21 protein-coding genes, 1 tRNA gene, 2 pseudogenes and 1 riboswitch are annotated in these 19264 nt (G+C 23.6%); of the genes and pseudogenes, 14 read left to right on the top strand and 10 right to left on the bottom strand.

Annotation, left to right across the window (positions count from 1 at the left end):
- Position 1: 1 nt before the first annotated feature.
- The 6 genes from AAHH39_RS02125 to nrdF form a co-directional block, all read right to left on the bottom strand.
- Positions 2 to 1783 (bottom strand): hypothetical protein, encoded by a 1782-nt coding sequence (locus tag AAHH39_RS02125; protein WP_342218680.1) that lies wholly within the window; start codon positions 1781 to 1783, stop codon positions 2 to 4.
- Positions 1784 to 1797: 14 nt separating this feature from the next.
- Positions 1798 to 2499 (bottom strand): acetyltransferase, encoded by a 702-nt coding sequence (locus AAHH39_RS02120; RefSeq protein WP_342218679.1) that lies wholly within the window; start codon positions 2497 to 2499, stop codon positions 1798 to 1800.
- Positions 2500 to 2549: 50 nt separating this feature from the next.
- Entirely contained in the window at positions 2550 to 4073 is a 1524-nt protein-coding gene (gene cls, locus AAHH39_RS02115) for a cardiolipin synthase (protein WP_342218678.1), read from the bottom strand.
- Between the two features lie 101 nt (positions 4074 to 4174).
- Positions 4175 to 4265, bottom strand: a tRNA-Ser gene (locus tag AAHH39_RS02110).
- Positions 4266 to 4466: 201 nt separating this feature from the next.
- Entirely contained in the window at positions 4467 to 7073 is a 2607-nt protein-coding gene (gene nrdE / locus AAHH39_RS02105) for a class 1b ribonucleoside-diphosphate reductase subunit alpha (RefSeq protein ID WP_342218676.1), read from the bottom strand.
- A gap of 17 nt (positions 7074 to 7090) precedes the next feature.
- Entirely contained in the window at positions 7091 to 8110 is a 1020-nt protein-coding gene (gene nrdF / locus AAHH39_RS02100; protein WP_252319910.1) for a class 1b ribonucleoside-diphosphate reductase subunit beta, read from the bottom strand.
- A 157-nt stretch (positions 8111 to 8267) separates the two neighbouring features.
- Positions 8268 to 8433, bottom strand: a riboswitch (cobalamin riboswitch).
- Between the two features lie 258 nt (positions 8434 to 8691).
- Between nrdF and AAHH39_RS02095 the strand changes: the two genes are divergently transcribed.
- The gene (locus tag AAHH39_RS02095; RefSeq protein ID WP_342217458.1) at positions 8692 to 9636 is read left to right on the top strand and encodes an IS30 family transposase; all 945 of its coding nucleotides are present in this window, start codon (positions 8692 to 8694) and stop codon (positions 9634 to 9636) included.
- A 51-nt stretch (positions 9637 to 9687) separates the two neighbouring features.
- Here the strand turns inward: AAHH39_RS02095 and coaE are convergent, their stop codons facing one another.
- Genes coaE through AAHH39_RS02080 form a run of 3 tightly spaced genes read right to left on the bottom strand, consistent with a single transcriptional unit; the run spans position 9688 to position 12032 of the window.
- Positions 9688 to 10281, bottom strand: a complete 594-nt coding sequence (coaE, locus tag AAHH39_RS02090; RefSeq protein ID WP_342218675.1) for a dephospho-CoA kinase — start codon at positions 10279 to 10281, stop codon at positions 9688 to 9690.
- Positions 10282 to 10291: 10 nt separating this feature from the next.
- A complete protein-coding gene (tsaD, locus tag AAHH39_RS02085) occupies positions 10292 to 11230 on the bottom strand; it encodes a tRNA (adenosine(37)-N6)-threonylcarbamoyltransferase complex transferase subunit TsaD (protein WP_342218674.1) in 939 nt (312 codons plus the stop codon).
- Positions 11205 to 12032 carry a purine-nucleoside phosphorylase gene (locus AAHH39_RS02080; RefSeq protein WP_342218673.1) on the bottom strand — a complete coding sequence of 276 codons (828 nt, stop codon included), beginning with the start codon at positions 12030 to 12032 and terminating at the stop codon, positions 11205 to 11207. The genes tsaD and AAHH39_RS02080 overlap by 26 nt, the downstream gene beginning before the upstream one ends.
- A 288-nt stretch (positions 12033 to 12320) precedes the next feature.
- Here AAHH39_RS02080 and AAHH39_RS02075 point away from each other — a divergent pair, with 288 nt between their 5' ends.
- A complete protein-coding gene (locus AAHH39_RS02075) occupies positions 12321 to 12464 on the top strand; it encodes a hypothetical protein (protein WP_342218672.1) in 144 nt (47 codons plus the stop codon).
- A gap of 23 nt (positions 12465 to 12487) precedes the next feature.
- On the opposite strand, the pseudogene AAHH39_RS13240 reads toward AAHH39_RS02075, so the two are convergent.
- Positions 12488 to 12616: pseudogene (locus tag AAHH39_RS13240) on the bottom strand (IS30 family transposase); the annotation flags it as partial.
- A gap of 122 nt (positions 12617 to 12738) precedes the next feature.
- Here AAHH39_RS13240 and AAHH39_RS02065 point away from each other — a divergent pair.
- The 12 genes and pseudogenes from AAHH39_RS02065 to AAHH39_RS02010 form a co-directional block, all read left to right on the top strand.
- A pseudogene (locus tag AAHH39_RS02065) lies at positions 12739 to 13444 on the top strand (IS5 family transposase); the annotation flags it as partial.
- Between the two features lie 908 nt (positions 13445 to 14352).
- Positions 14353 to 14505: a hypothetical protein gene (locus AAHH39_RS02060; protein WP_342218670.1), complete on the top strand. Its 153-nt coding sequence runs from the start codon at positions 14353 to 14355 to the stop codon at positions 14503 to 14505.
- Between the two features lie 163 nt (positions 14506 to 14668).
- Positions 14669 to 15076 (top strand): hypothetical protein, encoded by a 408-nt coding sequence (locus AAHH39_RS02055; protein ID WP_342218669.1) that lies wholly within the window; start codon positions 14669 to 14671, stop codon positions 15074 to 15076.
- A 3-nt stretch (positions 15077 to 15079) separates the two neighbouring features.
- On the top strand, positions 15080 to 15517 hold the full coding sequence (locus AAHH39_RS02050) for a hypothetical protein (protein ID WP_342218668.1): 438 nt from the start codon (positions 15080 to 15082) through the stop codon (positions 15515 to 15517).
- Positions 15507 to 15803, top strand: a complete 297-nt coding sequence (locus tag AAHH39_RS02045) for a hypothetical protein (RefSeq protein ID WP_342218667.1) — start codon at positions 15507 to 15509, stop codon at positions 15801 to 15803. The genes AAHH39_RS02050 and AAHH39_RS02045 overlap by 11 nt, the downstream gene beginning before the upstream one ends.
- Positions 15804 to 15806: 3 nt before the next feature.
- Positions 15807 to 16052 (top strand): hypothetical protein, encoded by a 246-nt coding sequence (locus tag AAHH39_RS02040; RefSeq protein ID WP_342218666.1) that lies wholly within the window; start codon positions 15807 to 15809, stop codon positions 16050 to 16052.
- Positions 16053 to 16155: 103 nt separating this feature from the next.
- On the top strand, positions 16156 to 16392 hold the full coding sequence (locus AAHH39_RS02035; protein WP_342218665.1) for a hypothetical protein: 237 nt from the start codon (positions 16156 to 16158) through the stop codon (positions 16390 to 16392).
- Between the two features lie 12 nt (positions 16393 to 16404).
- Positions 16405 to 17241: a hypothetical protein gene (locus AAHH39_RS02030; protein WP_342218664.1), complete on the top strand. Its 837-nt coding sequence runs from the start codon at positions 16405 to 16407 to the stop codon at positions 17239 to 17241.
- A 17-nt stretch (positions 17242 to 17258) separates the two neighbouring features.
- Complete coding sequence (locus AAHH39_RS02025) at positions 17259 to 17447, top strand: hypothetical protein (RefSeq protein ID WP_342218663.1); 189 nt, start codon at positions 17259 to 17261, stop codon at positions 17445 to 17447.
- A gap of 18 nt (positions 17448 to 17465) precedes the next feature.
- The gene (locus AAHH39_RS02020; protein ID WP_342218662.1) at positions 17466 to 17654 is read left to right on the top strand and encodes a hypothetical protein; all 189 of its coding nucleotides are present in this window, start codon (positions 17466 to 17468) and stop codon (positions 17652 to 17654) included.
- Between the two features lie 16 nt (positions 17655 to 17670).
- Positions 17671 to 18045, top strand: a complete 375-nt coding sequence (locus AAHH39_RS02015; RefSeq protein ID WP_342218661.1) for a hypothetical protein — start codon at positions 17671 to 17673, stop codon at positions 18043 to 18045.
- 18 nt (positions 18046 to 18063) lie between these two features.
- Positions 18064 to 19254 (top strand): hypothetical protein, encoded by a 1191-nt coding sequence (locus tag AAHH39_RS02010; RefSeq protein ID WP_342218660.1) that lies wholly within the window; start codon positions 18064 to 18066, stop codon positions 19252 to 19254.
- Positions 19255 to 19264: the final 10 nt, after the last annotated feature.

Genomic DNA, 19264 nt, shown 5'->3' with positions numbered 1-19264 from the left:
CCTATTCACCTTTCGTTGATTGACTTTTATGTCACTTCCAATAATTTGGGTAATTTAAAGCATCTAGCACTTTATTTGCTTGTTCTGATTCTAATACTTTTCCTAGTAAATAGTCAACCTTTAATCCTTTTAAAACAATAATTTCAGGAACATTAATAATACCACGAGCTAAAATATTTTTAATACCTAAAATTCTTAAATAATGTAAACAAATAATAACATCAATATATTTACTAAAACTAAAAGTAACTTGTTCTAATAAATTAGAAGTTAAAACTACATAATCAGGCTTAAAATGATTAATTAATTTAAAATTATCAATATGACGTAAATCATGAGTAAAAGAAATTTTTATTTTATTACTACGAATAGTTTTAATAATTGAATCATACTTATTCCAACTATTAATTTCACCAATATCTTGAAAATCAAAAATTAAATCACAATTTTCAAAAAGATTTTTTCTCTTATTAACAAGAGCAATCAACTTTGTTAAAATAGTTTTATCTTGTAACTCAATTAAACTAACAGGAAGAATAAGGTTTTTTTCTTGTTTTAATTTCGCAAATTTTTCAAATGTTTGAATAAATAAAGGCTCATTTACTTTTCACCACAATCCCGAATCTTGAATATTACGCATCAAAACAATAAACGAAACATAATAAGAATTTTTAACAAAATTTCATCAAGCATAGTAACAATTTGGCTCATTTGAATTATCACTTTTATATACCGGTCTAATACTAACACTTAATAATTTTTCCATTTGTTCTGATTGTAGAAGTGAATAATGATTATAATCAGGATAATTTAAAATATCATTTGTCTTCAATTTAATTTCAATTAAGTCTCTACTTTGTACTACTTCTAATTGATTCTTATCAATAATTTTATTATATAATATATAGACATTTGAAGCATCAGTTTTTACTGAAGCATAAACACATAATATTTGACTTTGAATCTGCAAATAACTACTTTTTTCTACTAAATTACGTTTAATATAACTATTTATTTTTTTTTGGAATCGATATAAATTTATTTTCTTATTTCTAGAATAAATTAAAAACTGACCATCATAATATTTACAAATAATAGTATTATCTAATCCTAAAGTTATTTTACTATAATATGAAATTAATAATTCCATTCGTTCAATATTATTAACAGTTAAAATATTTTCTAATGCTAAATAATTTTTTATTTTTATTAAAATCATATATTCAAATTGACTATTTATTTTTTTATTATATTTTTTTTGACTAAAATTATCTAAAATAGTTTGTACAAAAACTGACTTTACCACTGTTAACTCATTTTGTTGTAAAATAATTGCTTGTGAAATAGCAAAACGATTATAACGAATATTACTTTGCATTTGACCATACAAAACTTTATTATTATCAAAATAATCAATTGATAAATCATAAACAATAACTTTACTTCCTAATTGGAAGGAAACCGAAAAATGACATGGCTCAAATGGAACTTTATTCACTAATAAATCTTGAATAAAAATTTCAATTTTTACTTTAGTTTTACGATTCATCATTGATTTAAATACAAACAATGAAATTCGTTTTTTACGATTTAAAACTTCTAAGCGTTCAGAAAAAGTAATAATTTCATTTTTTAAATCAATTTTCAATGGAACTAAACTTAACAAATCACCATGGATAACATTATAATATTGATTATTACGATGATTTAAACGTATAAATAAAATAATTATTATTGTCATAAAAGGAATTAAAGCAATAATTACAATTGCAGATCAACGCATAATTTTACCTCCATTTAATCAGAGCCTAAAGTAATATTACCATTATTTTCTTGGAAAAGTTTTAACTTTAGTCTTTGATTATCAATATATAATTTAGCTAAACGAAACATTTTGCGATCTTTAACCAAAATTCAATCAATAGCTTCAACAGGAATTGTTTCATATATTTGAACACGATTAGTATCAACATTTAAACCTCAATCTTTAATAGTGCTTTGAAATAGTTTATGAATATCAACAGAAATAATAGCTATTTTATTAACATCAACATTTTGCTCTGCACATCACTTTCAAAAAAAATGACGTGTTGAATTACCTAACTCTAATTCTAAATAAGTAGCATGTTCTAAATAAGTTCAAACAATATATTCTTGCTTTGGCAATAATTTAATTTGTGAAGAAGGTTTAATTCCTTGTTCTAATATTAATGTAATATTACTAACATCAGTATAAAAAAATAAGTTAAAAATATTTTTATTTTCTAAATGTTTAATAATTTGAATAGTTGATCTTCTTCTAAAATTTAAAAAAATATTATTACGTTTTTTATTATTCGTTAAAGTAGAAGATTTATTAGATTTTTTTTGTTTTTTAAACCTATTAAAAAAAGGAGTTTTTTTTTCATTGTCTTCTGATAATTTAGAAATATCCAAATTAGGTTGATTTTCATCACTAAAATATTCTTTAATTTTTTTAATTCGTCGACTTCAACCCATAAATTATGACCACCTTATTATTAATATTTACCTAATTATACTAAATTTTTTTAAAATAATGGTGCTAAAATTCTAAGCAATAATAAAAATACACCCCGATAGACAAAACTACGATGTAGTAGTGGATTACTAATAATTAAACTAGAATGAATAAAATCTTTTTCAAATGAAGCAGATAAATCACTATTTGTTTTACTATCATAAACAATTACTAAAGTTTGATGATCTGAATAAAGACTACGATAATCAAGATTAGTTGAACCAATAATAGTAATATCATCATCAAAAATACCAGACTTAGAATGGTTAAAAACATTATTATATTCATAAATTTTAACACCTGACTCAATCAATGAATCATAATAAGTTCTTGACATATCTAATGATAAAAATTTATCGGTAATTCCGGGTAATGATAATCTAACATCAACACCAGAATAAGCACTATTACGCAATGCAGTAATTAAATCGCTAGTTGGAATTAAATAAGGAGTACTAATTCAAACTCGCTTTTTAGCATTACTAATAAATTTAATAAATAAATCTTTTTGAATTGTTTCCTTAGTAATCGGTCCATCATCAATTACTTGGACAATAATATTATTTTTAATTTTTATTTCAGATTTTTCAGCAGTAATATCAAGAATATTACCAGTAATAAAATTTCAATCTTGTCTAAATATTAAATCAATTGATTTAACAGCTTCCCCGACAATTCTAATTTGGGTATCTCTTCAAAAGCCATACTTTGCAGAAAGATAAATATAGTTATCTGCTAAGTTAACTCCACCAGCATAGCCAATATTCCCATCAATAATAATATCTTTACGATGATTACGAAAATTATAATTTCCTGTCATAAACGGTAATCTAACTGGTGAAAATTTATGAATAATAATTCCTATTTTTTTCATTTTTCATATTTTATATTTAGATAAACTAAAATATGAACCAACAGCATCATAAATCATATAAACTTTAACTCCTACTTCAATCCTTTCTTTTAAAACATTAATAATTACTTCTAATAGCTCCCCTTCACCAAGAATAAAATAATTAATAAAAATATAACTTTTTGCTTGTTTTAAATCTTCAATTAATTTAACAAATTTATTAGGACCATTATTTAAAATTTGAACATCAGTATTATTATAAAATGGTCGATGAGAAATTCTTGTTGTATATTTAAATAAAGATAAAGTATCCTCACTCAAAGTTATTTTTTTTGATTCTAAAATTGAATTAGCAAAAGTTCAATCTTCTTGGGTATAAAAATAACTATTTGTTTTTAAATAAGCTTTTTGTTTTCGTCGATAACGATAAGGACGACCAAAAGTTCAATATAAAAAAATACCGATGATTGGCAAACATAAGGTAACCATAATTCATGATAGTTTTGCATCTTGCATACGATTGGTAATGAAAATAATAATACCAGTTAAAATAGTTAAAGTAATAATTATCATCAAAATAATTCATGAATATTTAATATAATTAAATATAACAAAAACTATTGTTGCAATCAAAGCAATATATAAGATTAATGATAAAAGTAAGTTTACTCGTTTACGCATGATTTCTCCTTAATATAAAGAGTTCTTTATTAAATTATATCTAATTATTAATAAATTTATTATTTAAAAGTAAAAAAAAGCAATTAATGCTTTTTAAATAATGGCGGAATGGGAGAGATTCGAACTCTCGCGACAGTTTCCCGTCCTAACTGATTAGCAATCAGTCCTCTTCAGCCTCTTGAGTACCACTCCAAAGTTATAATAATTATTTTTTTTACAATTATTATTATAACTTTAATTTTAAAATTTACTATGTATTTTTTAATTTTTTTTTAAAAATCCTATATTCCAAAATAAAATTTCACTATTTTTTAAATTAAATAAATAATATATTACTAAATTTGTAACAAATTTATTTATTACTTGAAACTACTATTCAATAATCTAATTAATTTATACAACACAAACATTGCATTGATAATTTTCACTATCCTCTAAAACCTCTTGACGAATACGAACATAATAAATTGATGAACAACCTTTTTTAAAGGCTCTAATATAAGCTTTATTTAAATCACGAGTTGTCGCTTTATCAGTAATAAATAAAGTTAAAGAAATTGCTTGATCAACGTGCTGTTGTGCAGCTGCTACAATATCAATAATTGGATTAGGTCCTAATTCATATCCACCTTCAGTGTAATATGCTAAATTATTATCATCAATCTTATAAGCAGGAACATAAACACGACCTAATTTTCCTTCTTTTCGTACCTCAACAGGAGCGACTACCGGTTGTAGACTTGGTGTACACGAAGATAAATAACTAATTGAACCAGTGGGTGCTACTGCCATTAAATGTGAATTAGCCAATCCCGTTTCTTTAATTTTTATTACTAATTCTTTTCATTGCTTCTGAGTTGGAATCATAATGTTATATTTTGTAAATAATTCTTGTATTTTTTTTGTTTCAGGAGTTCATTTATCTGACTGACATTTTATATATTTATCAAAATATGAACCATCAGCAAATTTTGAATTTTTAAATCCACTAAAACTTCCAAATTTTAATGCTAATTTATTTGAAGCACTAAAAGCATGATAAGCCATAACATAAAAGAAAATATTAGTAAAATCAATTGCTTCTTTTGAATCATAAAAAATATGATTTGTTGCTAAAAATCCATGTAAATTCATAGCGCCTAAACCCAAAGCATGATTTTTTTTATTTCCATATGCAACTGACGGAGCACTAGAAAAATCACTACTTCTTGATACGTGGTCTAATGAATGAATTGCTTGAAAAATAACCTCACCAAATTCACTTCCACTTTCCATTACTTTTGCAATATTAATACTTCCTAAATTACAACTAATATCTTCACCAATTTCTTTAAAACTTAAATCACTATTAAATTCACTAGCTGTACTTACTTGAATAATTTCACTGCACAAATTACTCATAACAATTCTACCGGGATGAGCATTATTTTTATTTACTGTATCATCAAATAATAAATAAGGATATCCACTTTCAAAATGTAATTCAGCAATCATTTGAAATAATTTGCGAGCACTAATAAAATTTTTACTAATATCAGGGTTTTTTAACATATTATAATACTCTTTAGTAATAGAAATATCTGTCATTGCTTTACCATAAACTTTTGCAATATCATAAGGACTAAAAAGTGCCATCTGTTCATTGTTTTTTGCTAATTCAAAAGTAATATCAGGAATAACTACTCCTAAAGACATTGATTTAATACGAATTTTTTCATCTGCATTTTCACGCTTTGAATCTAAAAATAACATAATATCTGGATGATGAACATTTAAATAAACTGCCCCAGCACCTTGTCTTTGACCTAGTTGATTAGCATATGAAAATGAATCTTCAAGAATTTTCATAACTGGGATAACCCCTGTTGCTTGATTTTTAATATTTTTAATTGGAGCTCCAAATTCTCTTAAATTTGTTAAACACAAAGCAACTCCACCACCGCGTTTTGATAACTGTAATGAAGTAGTAATAGCGCGAGCAATTGATTCCATGTTATCTTCAATTCGTAAAAGATAACATGAAGTGTATTCACCTCTTTGTTTTTTCCCTGCATTTAAAAATGTGGGAGTAGCTGGTTGAAATCTACCAGACATAATTTGTCTTAAAATTTTACTAGCATGTTCAATATTACCATCAGCGAAAAATAAACTATTCATAACAACTCTATCTTCATAATTTTCTAAATATTGTTTACCATTAAAACTTTTTAAAGCATAAGAATTATAAAATTTTAAAATACCCATAAAACTCGTAAACTGATAATTAAAACTGTATGCTTCATTTGTTAATCGTTCAATTTCCGTAATTGAATATTTATTAATTATTGTTTCATCATAATATTGATTTTTTACTAAATATTCTATTCTTTCTTTAACGGTTTTAAAAAGTAATAAATTTGGTTTAATATGATTTTTCATATAAGATTGTGCTGCTTGCAAATCAAATTGTGCATTATTAGTAGTTTTTGCTCTAGCATTTAAAGTAACATATTCATCACTTTCTAAAGTTCCAGATAAAGTATTTATTTCATTAGTATTTTTTTTATCTTTATCTCAAAAATCTACTAATATATTTTTTATTGTTGATACATCATTATGAGTTCCTAATAATTCAAATTGAAATAATAGTGGGACATTTAATTTTTTTGAAAGAATTGGCCCGGCAATTGCAAAAGTATCACCAAAATTAGTATTCCCCGACGCAATAACACCACGACAAAAATTACGATTTTGCTTATTATTTAAAAATTTAATTACCTGTTTAGGAACCGCCCCTTCTTTAATATCACCACCCCCACTATATGTTGGTGTTATTAACACATAATCTTTATCAACTAAAATTTCCTCTTGTAAATCGTGAGGAATTCTTGAATTTAAAACCTCTAATTTTTGAATAAAACGATGAGTATTATTTGACAAAGAAGAAAAATAAACAACATGAATTTTTCCTTCTGGCTTTAATATTTTTTGGTTTGAAACTTTTACAACATCATTATGCATTTTTTTCTCCTTTAAAATTAGAATTCTCAATCTTCATCTTGCGTTTCTACAGTAATGCCCATTACATAAGATGAACCATTACCTGAAAAGAAATCGTGATTTTCATCAGCTCGAGCTGATAATTGATTAAAAATTTCTGGCTTAATTCTTGTTTGTTCTTCACTAAAAGGTGAATCATATCCTAAATTTTGTAAAAACTTACCAGCATTATATAAACTAAACTTAATAGCATCTTCAGCTAAATTAAATTCTTGATATAATTCTGTCAAATATTGCTTTTCTAAATCAATTAATTTAAACAATAAATCAAATACAAATTTTTTCATTTCTTCTTGTTTTTCTTTTGGTAACTTTTCAACTTTTCTTTGATATTTATAGCCACTATAATAATTATGAATAACTTTATCACGTAAAATTAATCTAATAATATCTGAAGTATTAGGTAATTTACTACGAGCAGATAAATAAAATGGTAAATAAAAACCACCATATAATAAAAAACCCGGCATTAAAGCGGCAGCTACTTTGGATTTTAAAGGATCATCACTTGTATAATAAGGAATTAGTGCACGTGCTCTGGCTTGTAAACTTTCATTATTAATTACTCATTCATGAGCAGATTCAATCTGCTCACTAGAACATAAAGTTGAAAAAATTGTTCCGTATGATCGAGCATGAACTGCTACCATAAAAGCAAAATTTGTGTAAATAACTTGTTCGTGATCAGTTAAAGAATTAGGTATTTGTGCAATATCACCAACTGTTGCCTGAATTGTATCTAATAAAGTTAAACCTGTAAATGTTCTTGTTATTAACTCTTGTCATTTTGGATTTAATGTTTTTCAAGAAGTCAAGTCATTAGAAACAGGAATTTTTTCTGGTAACCAAAAATTTTGAGTAATACGGTTTCAAACCTCTAAATCTTTTTCATCATTGATTACATTTCAATTTACAGACCGCATTTTTCCATTAAAATTTTTCATAATATACTCTAATGGTGACTGTGATTGTTGAAAATATTTGTTATCTTTTGCCATTTATTATTACCCCTCTACTTAATTACACAACTAAAAACATCCCCTATATTATATAAAGGATGTTATCATTATTAAAAATTACTTTATTAAAATTACAAATATTAAAAAATAAAAGTAATTATTAAAAATAATCATTAATTCACACCCAGGAATATAATATTACTTAAAAAATTAGACCGGTCTACTGGCTTAGCTTCATTTTACTTGTTACCCTTCTCAAAGTTTTATCTTCAATGGTTTTGTAACGTTCATCAACATCACAGTTGCTGGGGCAACAAAGAATTCTCATCTTTTTCCCGAACATCTAAAGTTCCTTGTTATTTAGTTGTATAAATATTCTACTACAAGAAAAACAATTTTGGTAATTTATAAATACATTACTATGTATTTTTTTAACCTCAACTATTTTAAAATTATTCTTAATTTTTTTATTATGAAAATTTTCATTTTAATATACAAAAATAATTTAATATATTCTTTACTGTTGTTTTTTAAACCTGAATTGTAAAATTAAAAAGGACACTTATATAAAAATTAAATTGTGTTAATTCTATAATTAAGAAAAGAAAGGAATTAGCACAATGTATAAGTATCTGACTATTGAATCAATAATAGCAATAAAAGAATATAAAAGTTATGGATTTTCGATTCGTAAAATAGCAAAAGCCATTGATTATAGTAAATCAACTGTACATAGAGTTTGTAGATTATTAAATCAAAACTTATTACCATTAGAAATATTGAATAAAATTCAAAAAAATAAACAAAATGCAGGTAGAAAATTAATAATTTTAACTTTAATAGAAATTAATACTATTAATCATTTGTTAATTACTAAAAATTATGCTCTTGATATAATTGCTAATTTTTTAAAGGAAAATAAAATAAAAAGTATTTCAACAAAAACTTTATATAACATGTTTAAAACAAATCGAATGGGTTTTGATGAAAATAACTTATTGAGAAAAGGAAAAAATAAACCTCACAAACAAAAAGAAACTAGGGGCAGAATTAATAATTGTAAGTCTATTCATGAAAGAAATTTAATCATTCCTAATATTAAAAATATAGAAGAATTTGGTCATTTAGAGGGTGATACTATCATTGGTAAAGATCATAAAAGTTCTATTATTACTTTAGCTGATATATGATCAAAAACCACAATTCCTTTAGCAACTAAAAATAATAAATCAGAAAATATTACAAAAAGTATAATAAAATTTATTTCAAAGTTACAAAAAGGAACAGTTAAAACTATTACTTTTGATCGTGGTAAAGAATTTAGTAAATGAAAATTAATCGAAAAAAATTGTAATGTTAAGATTTATTTTGCAGATCCTGGTAAACCTTGTCAAAGAGGTTTAAATGAAAATAATAATGGTATTTTAAGAAGATATTTACCAAAATCTACAGATCTATCTTCATATAAACAAAAAGATTTAAATACTATAGCATTTCAAATTAATTCTACACCCAGAAAATCACTATCTTATAAAAGACCAATAGATTTAATACAATTATTTTAAAAAACTGTCCCATTTATATTTACAATTCAGGAAAGTAAAAAACATTAATCTTTATACTTTATTTGTTAATAACTTTTTTTCAACTTTTTGTAATTGTTTAATAAAATCATTAATAGTACCGTTATTTTTAACAATAAAATCAATATCTTTATTTAAAATTAAATATTTTTTTTGTTGATTTAATAATGAAATAACTTGTAAATCATTAACATTATCACGTTCTTTTATTCGTTGGATTTTTTTATCTTCCTCAGCCTCAATTAAAAGAATTTTATCAACTAATAAATTTAAATTTGCATTAAATAATACTGCACAATCAATAACAATTAATTCTTGGTGTATTTTATTACGAATAATATCTTCTTCAACAATTTTTATCATTTTTGGTCAAATAATATTTTCTAATTTACGTAAAATATAAGGGTGTTGAAATGCTTCATACCGTAATTTTATTTTATTAATTGTTTTATCATTATTAATAAAAGTATCACCGAATTCATTAATTAATGCTTTTTTTGTTTCTTTTAGTGTATAAATATGTTTAACAACTTTATCAACAAAAATAACATACGCACCTTTATTTTGAAAAAAATTTGTAGCAGTTGTCTTACCTACTCCCGCTTCACCAATAATACCAATAATCATGAGTTCACCCTTACTTATGTTCAATTTGATAACTTGCAAGAATACCAATCATTGCTGCATTATCAGTACAGTATTCTAATTTTGGAACAATTATTTTTAAATTTGGATATTTAATTTTTAAATCTAATACTGCTAATCTTAATTGCTGATTAGCACTAACTCCTCCTGCTAAAACTAAGGTTTTTGGATTATGTTTTTTTAATGCTAATTCAATTTTATTAATCAATACTTGAATAACCGTTGTTTGAAAAGAAGTTGCAAAATTATTAAATTGTAACTTACCTTTTTCTTTATTTATCAAATTAGCACATGCTGATTTTAAACCACTAAAACTAAAATCTAAACTATTATCATTTTTAGGTAATGGTAATTTATAAGTTGGCTTTCCCAATTTAGCACTTCGTTCAATTTCAGGACCACCCGGATATTTTAAACCTAACATTCTTGCAACTTTATCATAACATTCACCAACAGCATCATCTAATGTTTGACCAAGTATACTGAAATTTAAATGTTCATTTGCCAACATCAACTGTGTATGACCACCACTAACTAATAAACCAAGTACTGGAAATTCTCATTCATTATTAATTAAAGAAGCATACAAATGTCCATACAAATGATTACATGGAAGCAATGGCTTTTCTAAATAAGCAGCAATAGTTTCTGCTATAATTTTACCTACGTGTAAACAACTAGCAAGACCAGGAGTATTAGTATAAGCAACAAAATCAATATCCATAATTGAAATGTTAGATTTTTCAATTGCTGTTTGTAAGACAGTAGCAATATTTTCACTATGAGCTCGTGCTGCTAATTCTGGAACAACACCACCATATTGTTGATGAAGCTTAATTTGTGAAGCAATAATATTACTTAAAACATTTTTATCTTTAATAACAGCAACACTAGTTTCATCACAACTAGTTTCTATTGCTAAGATTATCATCAATATCCTCTCCTTTATAATAAGCAACTGCTGATTCTAAAGCTAAAATCATCATTTTTTTAAAACTAGTTTCGCGTAATGTTGCTGAAATTGATTCACCGGTAATAAAAGAATCAGAAATTGTTAATAAACAAGCCGCATTTTTTTCTAAATGTTTTGCATTAGCAAATAAAGCAAAAGATTCCATTTCTACTGCTAAGCATTTGCTAATTAAAGGATTAGTTTTATAATCATTATCATTAATACGATAAAATACATCACTTGAATGAATTAAACCTAATCTTAAATTTATTTTTTCACTTACTATATACGAAGAATTTTCATTTTTTTGCTGATCAAATTCATTATCAATTTTTTGTGCCACTTTATTAATAATTTTGCTAATATTACCAACAGATTCAATTTGATTTTCATCAATATTAGCAGCATATTTAGCGAAAGTAGATTCACTATATACTTTAGTAGTATTAATAATATCATAAACTTTAACATCTTTTTGATATGAACCAGCACTACCAACACGAATAATACAGTCAACATCATAAAATTTAAATAACTCATATGAATATATACCAATTGAAGGCATACCCATACCACTAGCAGCAATAGTAATATTATATCCTTTATATTTTCCAGTAAACATTAGCATATTACGAACATTATTTACTTGTTTTCAATCTTGTAAAAAATTAGAAGCAATGAATTGAGCACGTAATGGATCGCCTGGCATAATTACTACTTTTGCAATTTGATCACGAGCAGCTTTAATATGAGCTGTTGGAATTTTTTCTTTATTTTGCATATATTCTCCTTTTTTTAAATAATAATAGTTATTATAATATATTGTTAATTTAGTAACAACATTAATATTTTTAATGACTAGTTTTTTATTTTAAAAATTAAATTTAATTTTATAACTTTTCATACTAATTAAAGAAAATAAAAAATATTCTAAAAAAAGTTTAATCAACACCTTTTTTAGTTTTTTTAGTATAATTTACTAAAACTAAATAATGTTTAGTTTATAAAAAACTCATTTACTTTATTTTAAAGTAAATGAGTTTTTATTTTAAAAAGGTGGGAAACATAAATGTTTAAAAATTTAACTAAAGGAAATAAAAAAGAAATAGAAGAATGCCAAAGAAAAATGAAAAATTCTTCTGAAAATCAAAAATATTTACAACAAAAAATATATTTTGAATGAGAAAAATTCTTTAATTTTGTAGAAAAGTAATGATACATGATAAAGTGTTATTTTTAGAGAATTTTTACACTAAATAATGTTACTTTTAACAAATTTTTAATTAAAAATAATATTTTAAGTGTAAATTGATGAATAATTTTTGGTCATCCATACTTTTCTACATAATTAAAAGAAAAATTAGATCAAATAAATTGAAGAACAGAAGCAGAACGAGTAATTGAAACAAATGATACTATAAGAACCTGTTTAGAATCTTTTCGAAAATAATGTAAAATGATTATATATTTTAAAATAAGAGGTATATATGCATAAAAATTATCCAAGTCATGTCACCAAAGAACAATTTGAGAACATAAAATCAATTTTAGAAAATAGCAAAAAGAAAACAAAACCAAGAAGTTTAGATTTATATGAAGTATTTTGTGCAATTTTATATGTATTAAAAAGTGGTTGTCAATGAAGAATGCTACCAAAAAATTTTCCAAAATGACAAACTGTATATTATTATTTTCAAATTTGAAGTAAAAATAATGGTAAAGAACCTAGTGTATTGCAATTAATTTTAAAAAAAATTAGTTAAAAAAGTTCGTATCAATAATAATCGCAAAGAACAAACTAGTTTTTGTATAATTGATTCGCAAAGTGTTAAAAATACAGATACTACTGAAAATAAAGGTTATGATGCTGGTAAAAAGATTTCAGGCATAAAACGTCATATTGTTGTTGATTCTCAAGGTTTACCACATGCAATTTACATAACCACAGCAGAAAAAACAGATCGTAATAGCGCTATAATAATGATTGAAAATGAAAAAGAAAATCTTTCTGCAGTTCAAAAAATAATAGTAGATGCTGGTTATACTGGTGAAAAATTTGCTTCTGAAATCAAAACAATCATAAATGCAAATGTTGAAGTGATAAAACGTAATGAATTACATACTTTTGTAGTATTACCAAAAAGATGAATTGTAGAACGAAGCTTTGCTTGATTAGAAAAATACAGAAGATTACTTTAATTTTGTAGAAAAGTAGTGGTATTAGTAAAATTAGCATATTGGGAGGTTCCCAAAAAAGTAGGAAATTAAATTACTACATAATTAACTTATTTCTAAATGAATTATTTTAAAAATCATTAAAATTAGACAAAATTATTCTCTTTTCTTAAAACATTAAATTTATATTTTATATTCGACGTATTTAAAAAAAATAAAATATACATTTTATAAGTTAAATTAAAATTATCAACAAGGAAAAAGACAAGAAATAATCTTGTCTTTTTTTGTAATTGTAAAATTTTAAAATTTTTATTATTAGCACCCTTTAAATATCTACTACACGCAGTGACCAAGTAGGAGAAAGTTAATTTAATAACCGTCTTTAACACTATTATCAACACGTGTTAGAGAATTAAAACAGTGAACTACAACACAGTTGTTAAAAATAGTAGCTAAAACATGTGGACTTGCATGGATAAATAATAAGTGGAGTGATACCTAATAAATTATACTAACCAGTAATGGTAATTCTTGGGGTGGGAGCGAATTGGAAACTAGTATATATAGACCTGCTAGGGAACCTACTATATTAATTCTATTCTTTAATTAACCAACCTTATCACCACCAAGTGAGTAAGTGTTGGTTTTATTTTTTATTTTTTTTGAAAAATTTTTTGGGCGAGAAAATAAATTTAAAACTTGTAAAAAAAATTAAGCGGTGCCGGTTCAATTAAAATATTAATTTATTAAACATAAATTAAATAAATATTGAATCGAATGCCTTAATGTTTTTTAAAATTTCACAATTTATTTTTGAGCCCATTTTTCTTAAAAAATATAATTAATAGTATTAATAATCTAAAAATAAAAATATATATTCTTTATGCTAAAAGCAACAGAATATATTAGAAAAGAAAATAAAAATGGAAGAAAAAGAAAAGAAAGAATTAATAGAACAAAAAATAAGAATAGCAAAAGAACATCAAAAAAAGTGATTAAAAATAAAAATAATTATTTATTCAATTTCAACCTTAATTGGATTAATAATTTTATTAATTACTATAAGTAAAAATTAAAGAAAGGAATAAAATGCTTATGGAATATAGTAGAAATTATAGAAAGATTAGTTCTTGTGATATATGTTATAAAAATTCATCATTTGCAAATAGAACCTGTAATAAATGTTTTTGAATATTAATAACTAGAAAAAAATATAAATAAATTATGAATAATATAAAAATGAATATTAATGAAAATAAAAAATGTGAATTAAGAATTTGTATAAATAAAAATTGATGAGATTGTATTAATAATTCTACTAAAACTATTAAATATAAAAATTGACCAATACCTTATTTAATATGTGATAGTTGTTACGATAGATTACCTAAATACCTTAAACAAACAGCAAAAATAATTGAAAAGGATATTTTGATTATGAATAAAACTAAAAAGAGAAGAAAAAGATGTGTAGAATGTGATGAATTATATAATGATGATGATATAAATATGCTTTATCACTTTAAAACAGAATTAGAAGCAGAACAACATAATACTAAAAGATATGAAGATAATTATGATATTGAAAAACATTTAGATTATACAAAACCATATGGATATGTTTGTGATTGATGTAGAGATGATTAATAAATGCAATACGAATTAATCATTGGTATTGACCCTGCTGGTATTGGTAATAATGGAATTGTTATATATTCAAATGAAACTAATAATATTATTTTTAATGAAACATTTAAAGCAAAAACAGTTTTAGAAAGTAAAAATATATATAAAGAATATTTTGAATTAATTAAAAAGCAATTTGATAATAAAAAAATATTAGTTATTGTTGAAAATTTCTTTTTAAGTTCAAAACAGTTACTAACTAATCCATTAGCAACACCAAAAGTTATTGGTGCTTTAATGGTATTAGTAGAAGATATTATGAACTGAGATTATCATGAAAATGAACCAAAAAACAAAAATAAAATAGAAAATTATAAAGGAAATATCATTTTTACAAAACATGAACAAGACGCTTACAAACATATTCAATATTATTTAAGGAATTATAAAAATGAAAAATAAAGAAAATTACATTAAATTAACAGTAAAACTTAGTAATACTATTGAAGCAAAATATCATGAGAAAGGTAATAAACAATTATTATATTATACTGTTCGTGGTCAATGAAATGGATTAAACTATGTTACTTTAATTTTTAATAACCCAAAATTTTATAAACGATGTATTTTATTAAACAAAAACGATGAAATTATAGTAACTGGTCAAATCTTTAATACCTTAAACATTCCTAAAAATCGTGCATTTTGTTCAATTAATGTTAAATGATTTAAAAAATGAAAGGAATAAATAATGAATAAAGATCAAGAAATTATTAATGAATATAATAGAAAACGTAATATAGAAATAACAGAAGAACATTTACATAATATAGAAAAATTAAGAGAAGAGTTTAAACAAAAAGTAATTAATGAATATAAAGAAAAATTAATTAATTATATTAAAAAACAACAAAAATTCTATAATGGTACAGAAATAGATTTAATACTTGATATTTTATTACAAAAAATAATTAATGGTGAATTTAATAATGAATAAATGTAAAAAATGTAATAAAAGAATCTGATTAAGTAAAAATTGATGTATGAAATGTTTAGAAATAATAGTTAATAATTTAACTAAAAATAAGGAGAAATAAAGAATGATTATCTTACCTACTTTATTTGGTGATAAAGATGAAATTGAAATATTAACACCATCACCGCAAGCACTTCGTACTCATAATGATATTAGAGCAATTATATTAATGAAATATCCAAATATTAAATCACAACATATAATTATTTCTGATCCAGAAGATAATGTTGCATTAATAGTTGGTGATAATGATATTTATCAAGGTTGAGTAAAAGTTTGAATTAAAAAAATAGAAAATTAAAGGAAGAAAATTATGCCAAATACAGAAAATTCACAATCAAATTATACTTTATTAAAATTAATAAGAACTGGAATAAGTCCTATTTCAGCAATGATAGGTACAAGTGCTTATTATGGTCAACTTATAGGAAATCCAATATTAGGTTCAATTAATAGTTTATTATTTGGTAAAAAATTAGGTTTAGATATATGAAATTTAAATCAAAGACCAAGTAATAAAACAAAAATAATTAATAGTAGTAAAAAAATATTATTAGGTTTAGGAACAATTGGTTTAGCAAACTATTCAAAATGAATAGAAAATACTACTAATCCAATAGAACCTACTACAACACCTATGCCTATAACTACTACTTCAATACCTACAACAACTACTGAAACCCCACCATGACCATTATTAAGTACAAATAATAATCCTAATAATTTAATGGATTGAGATACTTATATTTCATTAAATGCTTATGGTATTTCAAATCTTATTGCGGGATTAACAGAATTAATACCACATAGATTTGAAACAATAAGAAAGATATGTAATATGGCTACTGGTGGTTGTTTAATATCAAGTGGTGTTGCTATGGGTATTAATAATGATTTTAATAATGCTTATGCTATTCCAACGATAGTTGCTGGTGCAAGTGAAATTATTCATAATTTATTACCTATCGAAAGAAAATTTGATGTAGAAATGCAAGAGACTTCGTTTACAAATGAAATAGCACATTTAATTAATAATGATAATAGATTTTCGATTAATAGTGAAACAAATAGTCAATATGGTAGTGATAATATGAGTGAAGTTAATGTTAATGCAAATTTAGAATTTGATGAAAATTATTATCATTTATAAAAAAGGAGAATATTAAAATGAGATATGCTTATTTATTAAAATATAAAACTAATTATGGAATTGAAACAAAATATAAATTATTTTCTACAATTGAAAATGCTACTAGTTTTCATAAAAATTATAAACATCATATATTAGAAAATGCTTATATTCAAGATTATCAAATATTAGTAATGGAATTAGATACAAATCAAAAAATTAATTAATGAAAGGAAAATATTGAAATGAAAGAATTTATACATGAATTAATTATTATTGGAACAAGTGTTGGAACATTAATTTGTAGAGAAATTATTGTTTTATTAAAACGATTTATTACAACTCCAAAGCATGTTAGAGCAAATAATAAAATTATAAAACATCAAAAAAAATTGGCAAAACTAAATGAAAAAATTAATAAAGAAATTAAATAATAAAGGTGTGATGTAAATGTTAGAAAATGAAACTAATATACAACAAACAACTCAAACTTTAACTGAAAATAATGTTTCACAAGAAATAGAAAATAAAATTAATGAAGCAGAAAATAAGTTAAATAAAATTAATCAAGAAATTAAAGAAAAAGAAATTATTAATATATTTAAAAAATATCAAGTTAAAAATGAATTTTATGATTATTTAAAATTTAAAACAAATGATATAGAAAATTCAAAAATAGAAGATACTATTAAGAAAATTATTAAAGAACAACCACTATTTAAAGAACCAATTAATACAGGTGGTAAACAAGAAATAATATTAACAAATCAAATACCAATTAAAATTAATTCTTTATTAGATTATAAAAATAAAAATAAATTATAAGAAAGGAAATTATACAAAATGGCAATTAATATTCAAACAAACTTAAATAACACAGAAAAATTAGTTGAAGCACCAGAATTCATTGAATTTTTTAAACAATCAAATAGTCCATGAGCAAACTTTTTTCCTATTGAAATGGTTAACTCTACAAAAATAGAATTTATTATTAAATTACCAAAAGACCCAAAAGTTAAAGTTATTTCATGAGATGACAAAAGCAAAAGATATGATGTTGGATATGCTACTACTGATAAAATTGAAAAAATAATTGAAAAATCATATCTTGCTGGTGAAACGATTGCAAATATTGACTTAAATGCTGAAAATGGACAAAATTTACTAGATAGTATGCAATATGAAGTTGCTAATGATTTAACAGATAAATTAGCAAATGATGATACTAATATAATCTCTCAATTTGCTACAAAAGTAACAATCACTGATACAACACCAATTGGATATTTAAAAGCAATGTTATCTGCATGAAATACTTTATTTCAATTAAGAAATAGTACAAATTGTAAATTTTTTATTACTAATAATCTTTATGATAGTTTAGTTTATTTAGCAGATAATAAAGGAATAATTACTGATAATGAATTAGCACAACAATTACGTTTAAATGGAAATGATTTATATGTAAAAGGTGTATTATGTCAAATTGTATTAGATGATTATATGACATTTACAAATGATAAAAATGAAGAAGAAATAATGAGTTTTATTTTAGCAACACCAAAAGCAATGAAAAGATATATGTTACAAAATACAGTTATTTATTTACAACAAGTTGCAGACGGTAAAGTTGGAAGAACTTATTTAGTTGGTGGCGAAGTATTTGGTCAATCAATTCCTTATATGTCAAAAAAAGAAACAACATCACGTTGAATGTTATGCGGAGTAATTAAAAGTGAAGTAAAAAATGATTTAAAATCTAAAATTACAACTTTAACAATAAATAATCCTACTACAAAAACAGATAAAACTAATAAAGAATTAGATACAAATATTTTATATGCAAAAGAAATTAATAGTTTAAATCCAAGTTTAGAAAATCCAACTATTAAATATTTTAGTGATGAGCAAGGTAAAAACATAATTAGTAATAATAAACAAAAAACTGGTGATTTATATGTCGTTATTAGAGCAAATATAAATGACCCAAATTATAAAGGTTCAACAAATCCAATTAAAATAACTCTTAAATAATTAAGGAAAT

This window comes from Spiroplasma endosymbiont of Amphimallon solstitiale, from assembly GCF_964030965.1.
Taxonomy (GTDB): Bacteria; Bacillota_I; Bacilli_A; order Mycoplasmatales; family VBWQ01; genus Spiroplasma_E.
The sequence above is the reverse complement of the archived record's forward strand: the minus strand, read 5'-3'. Positions and strand labels throughout refer to the sequence as shown.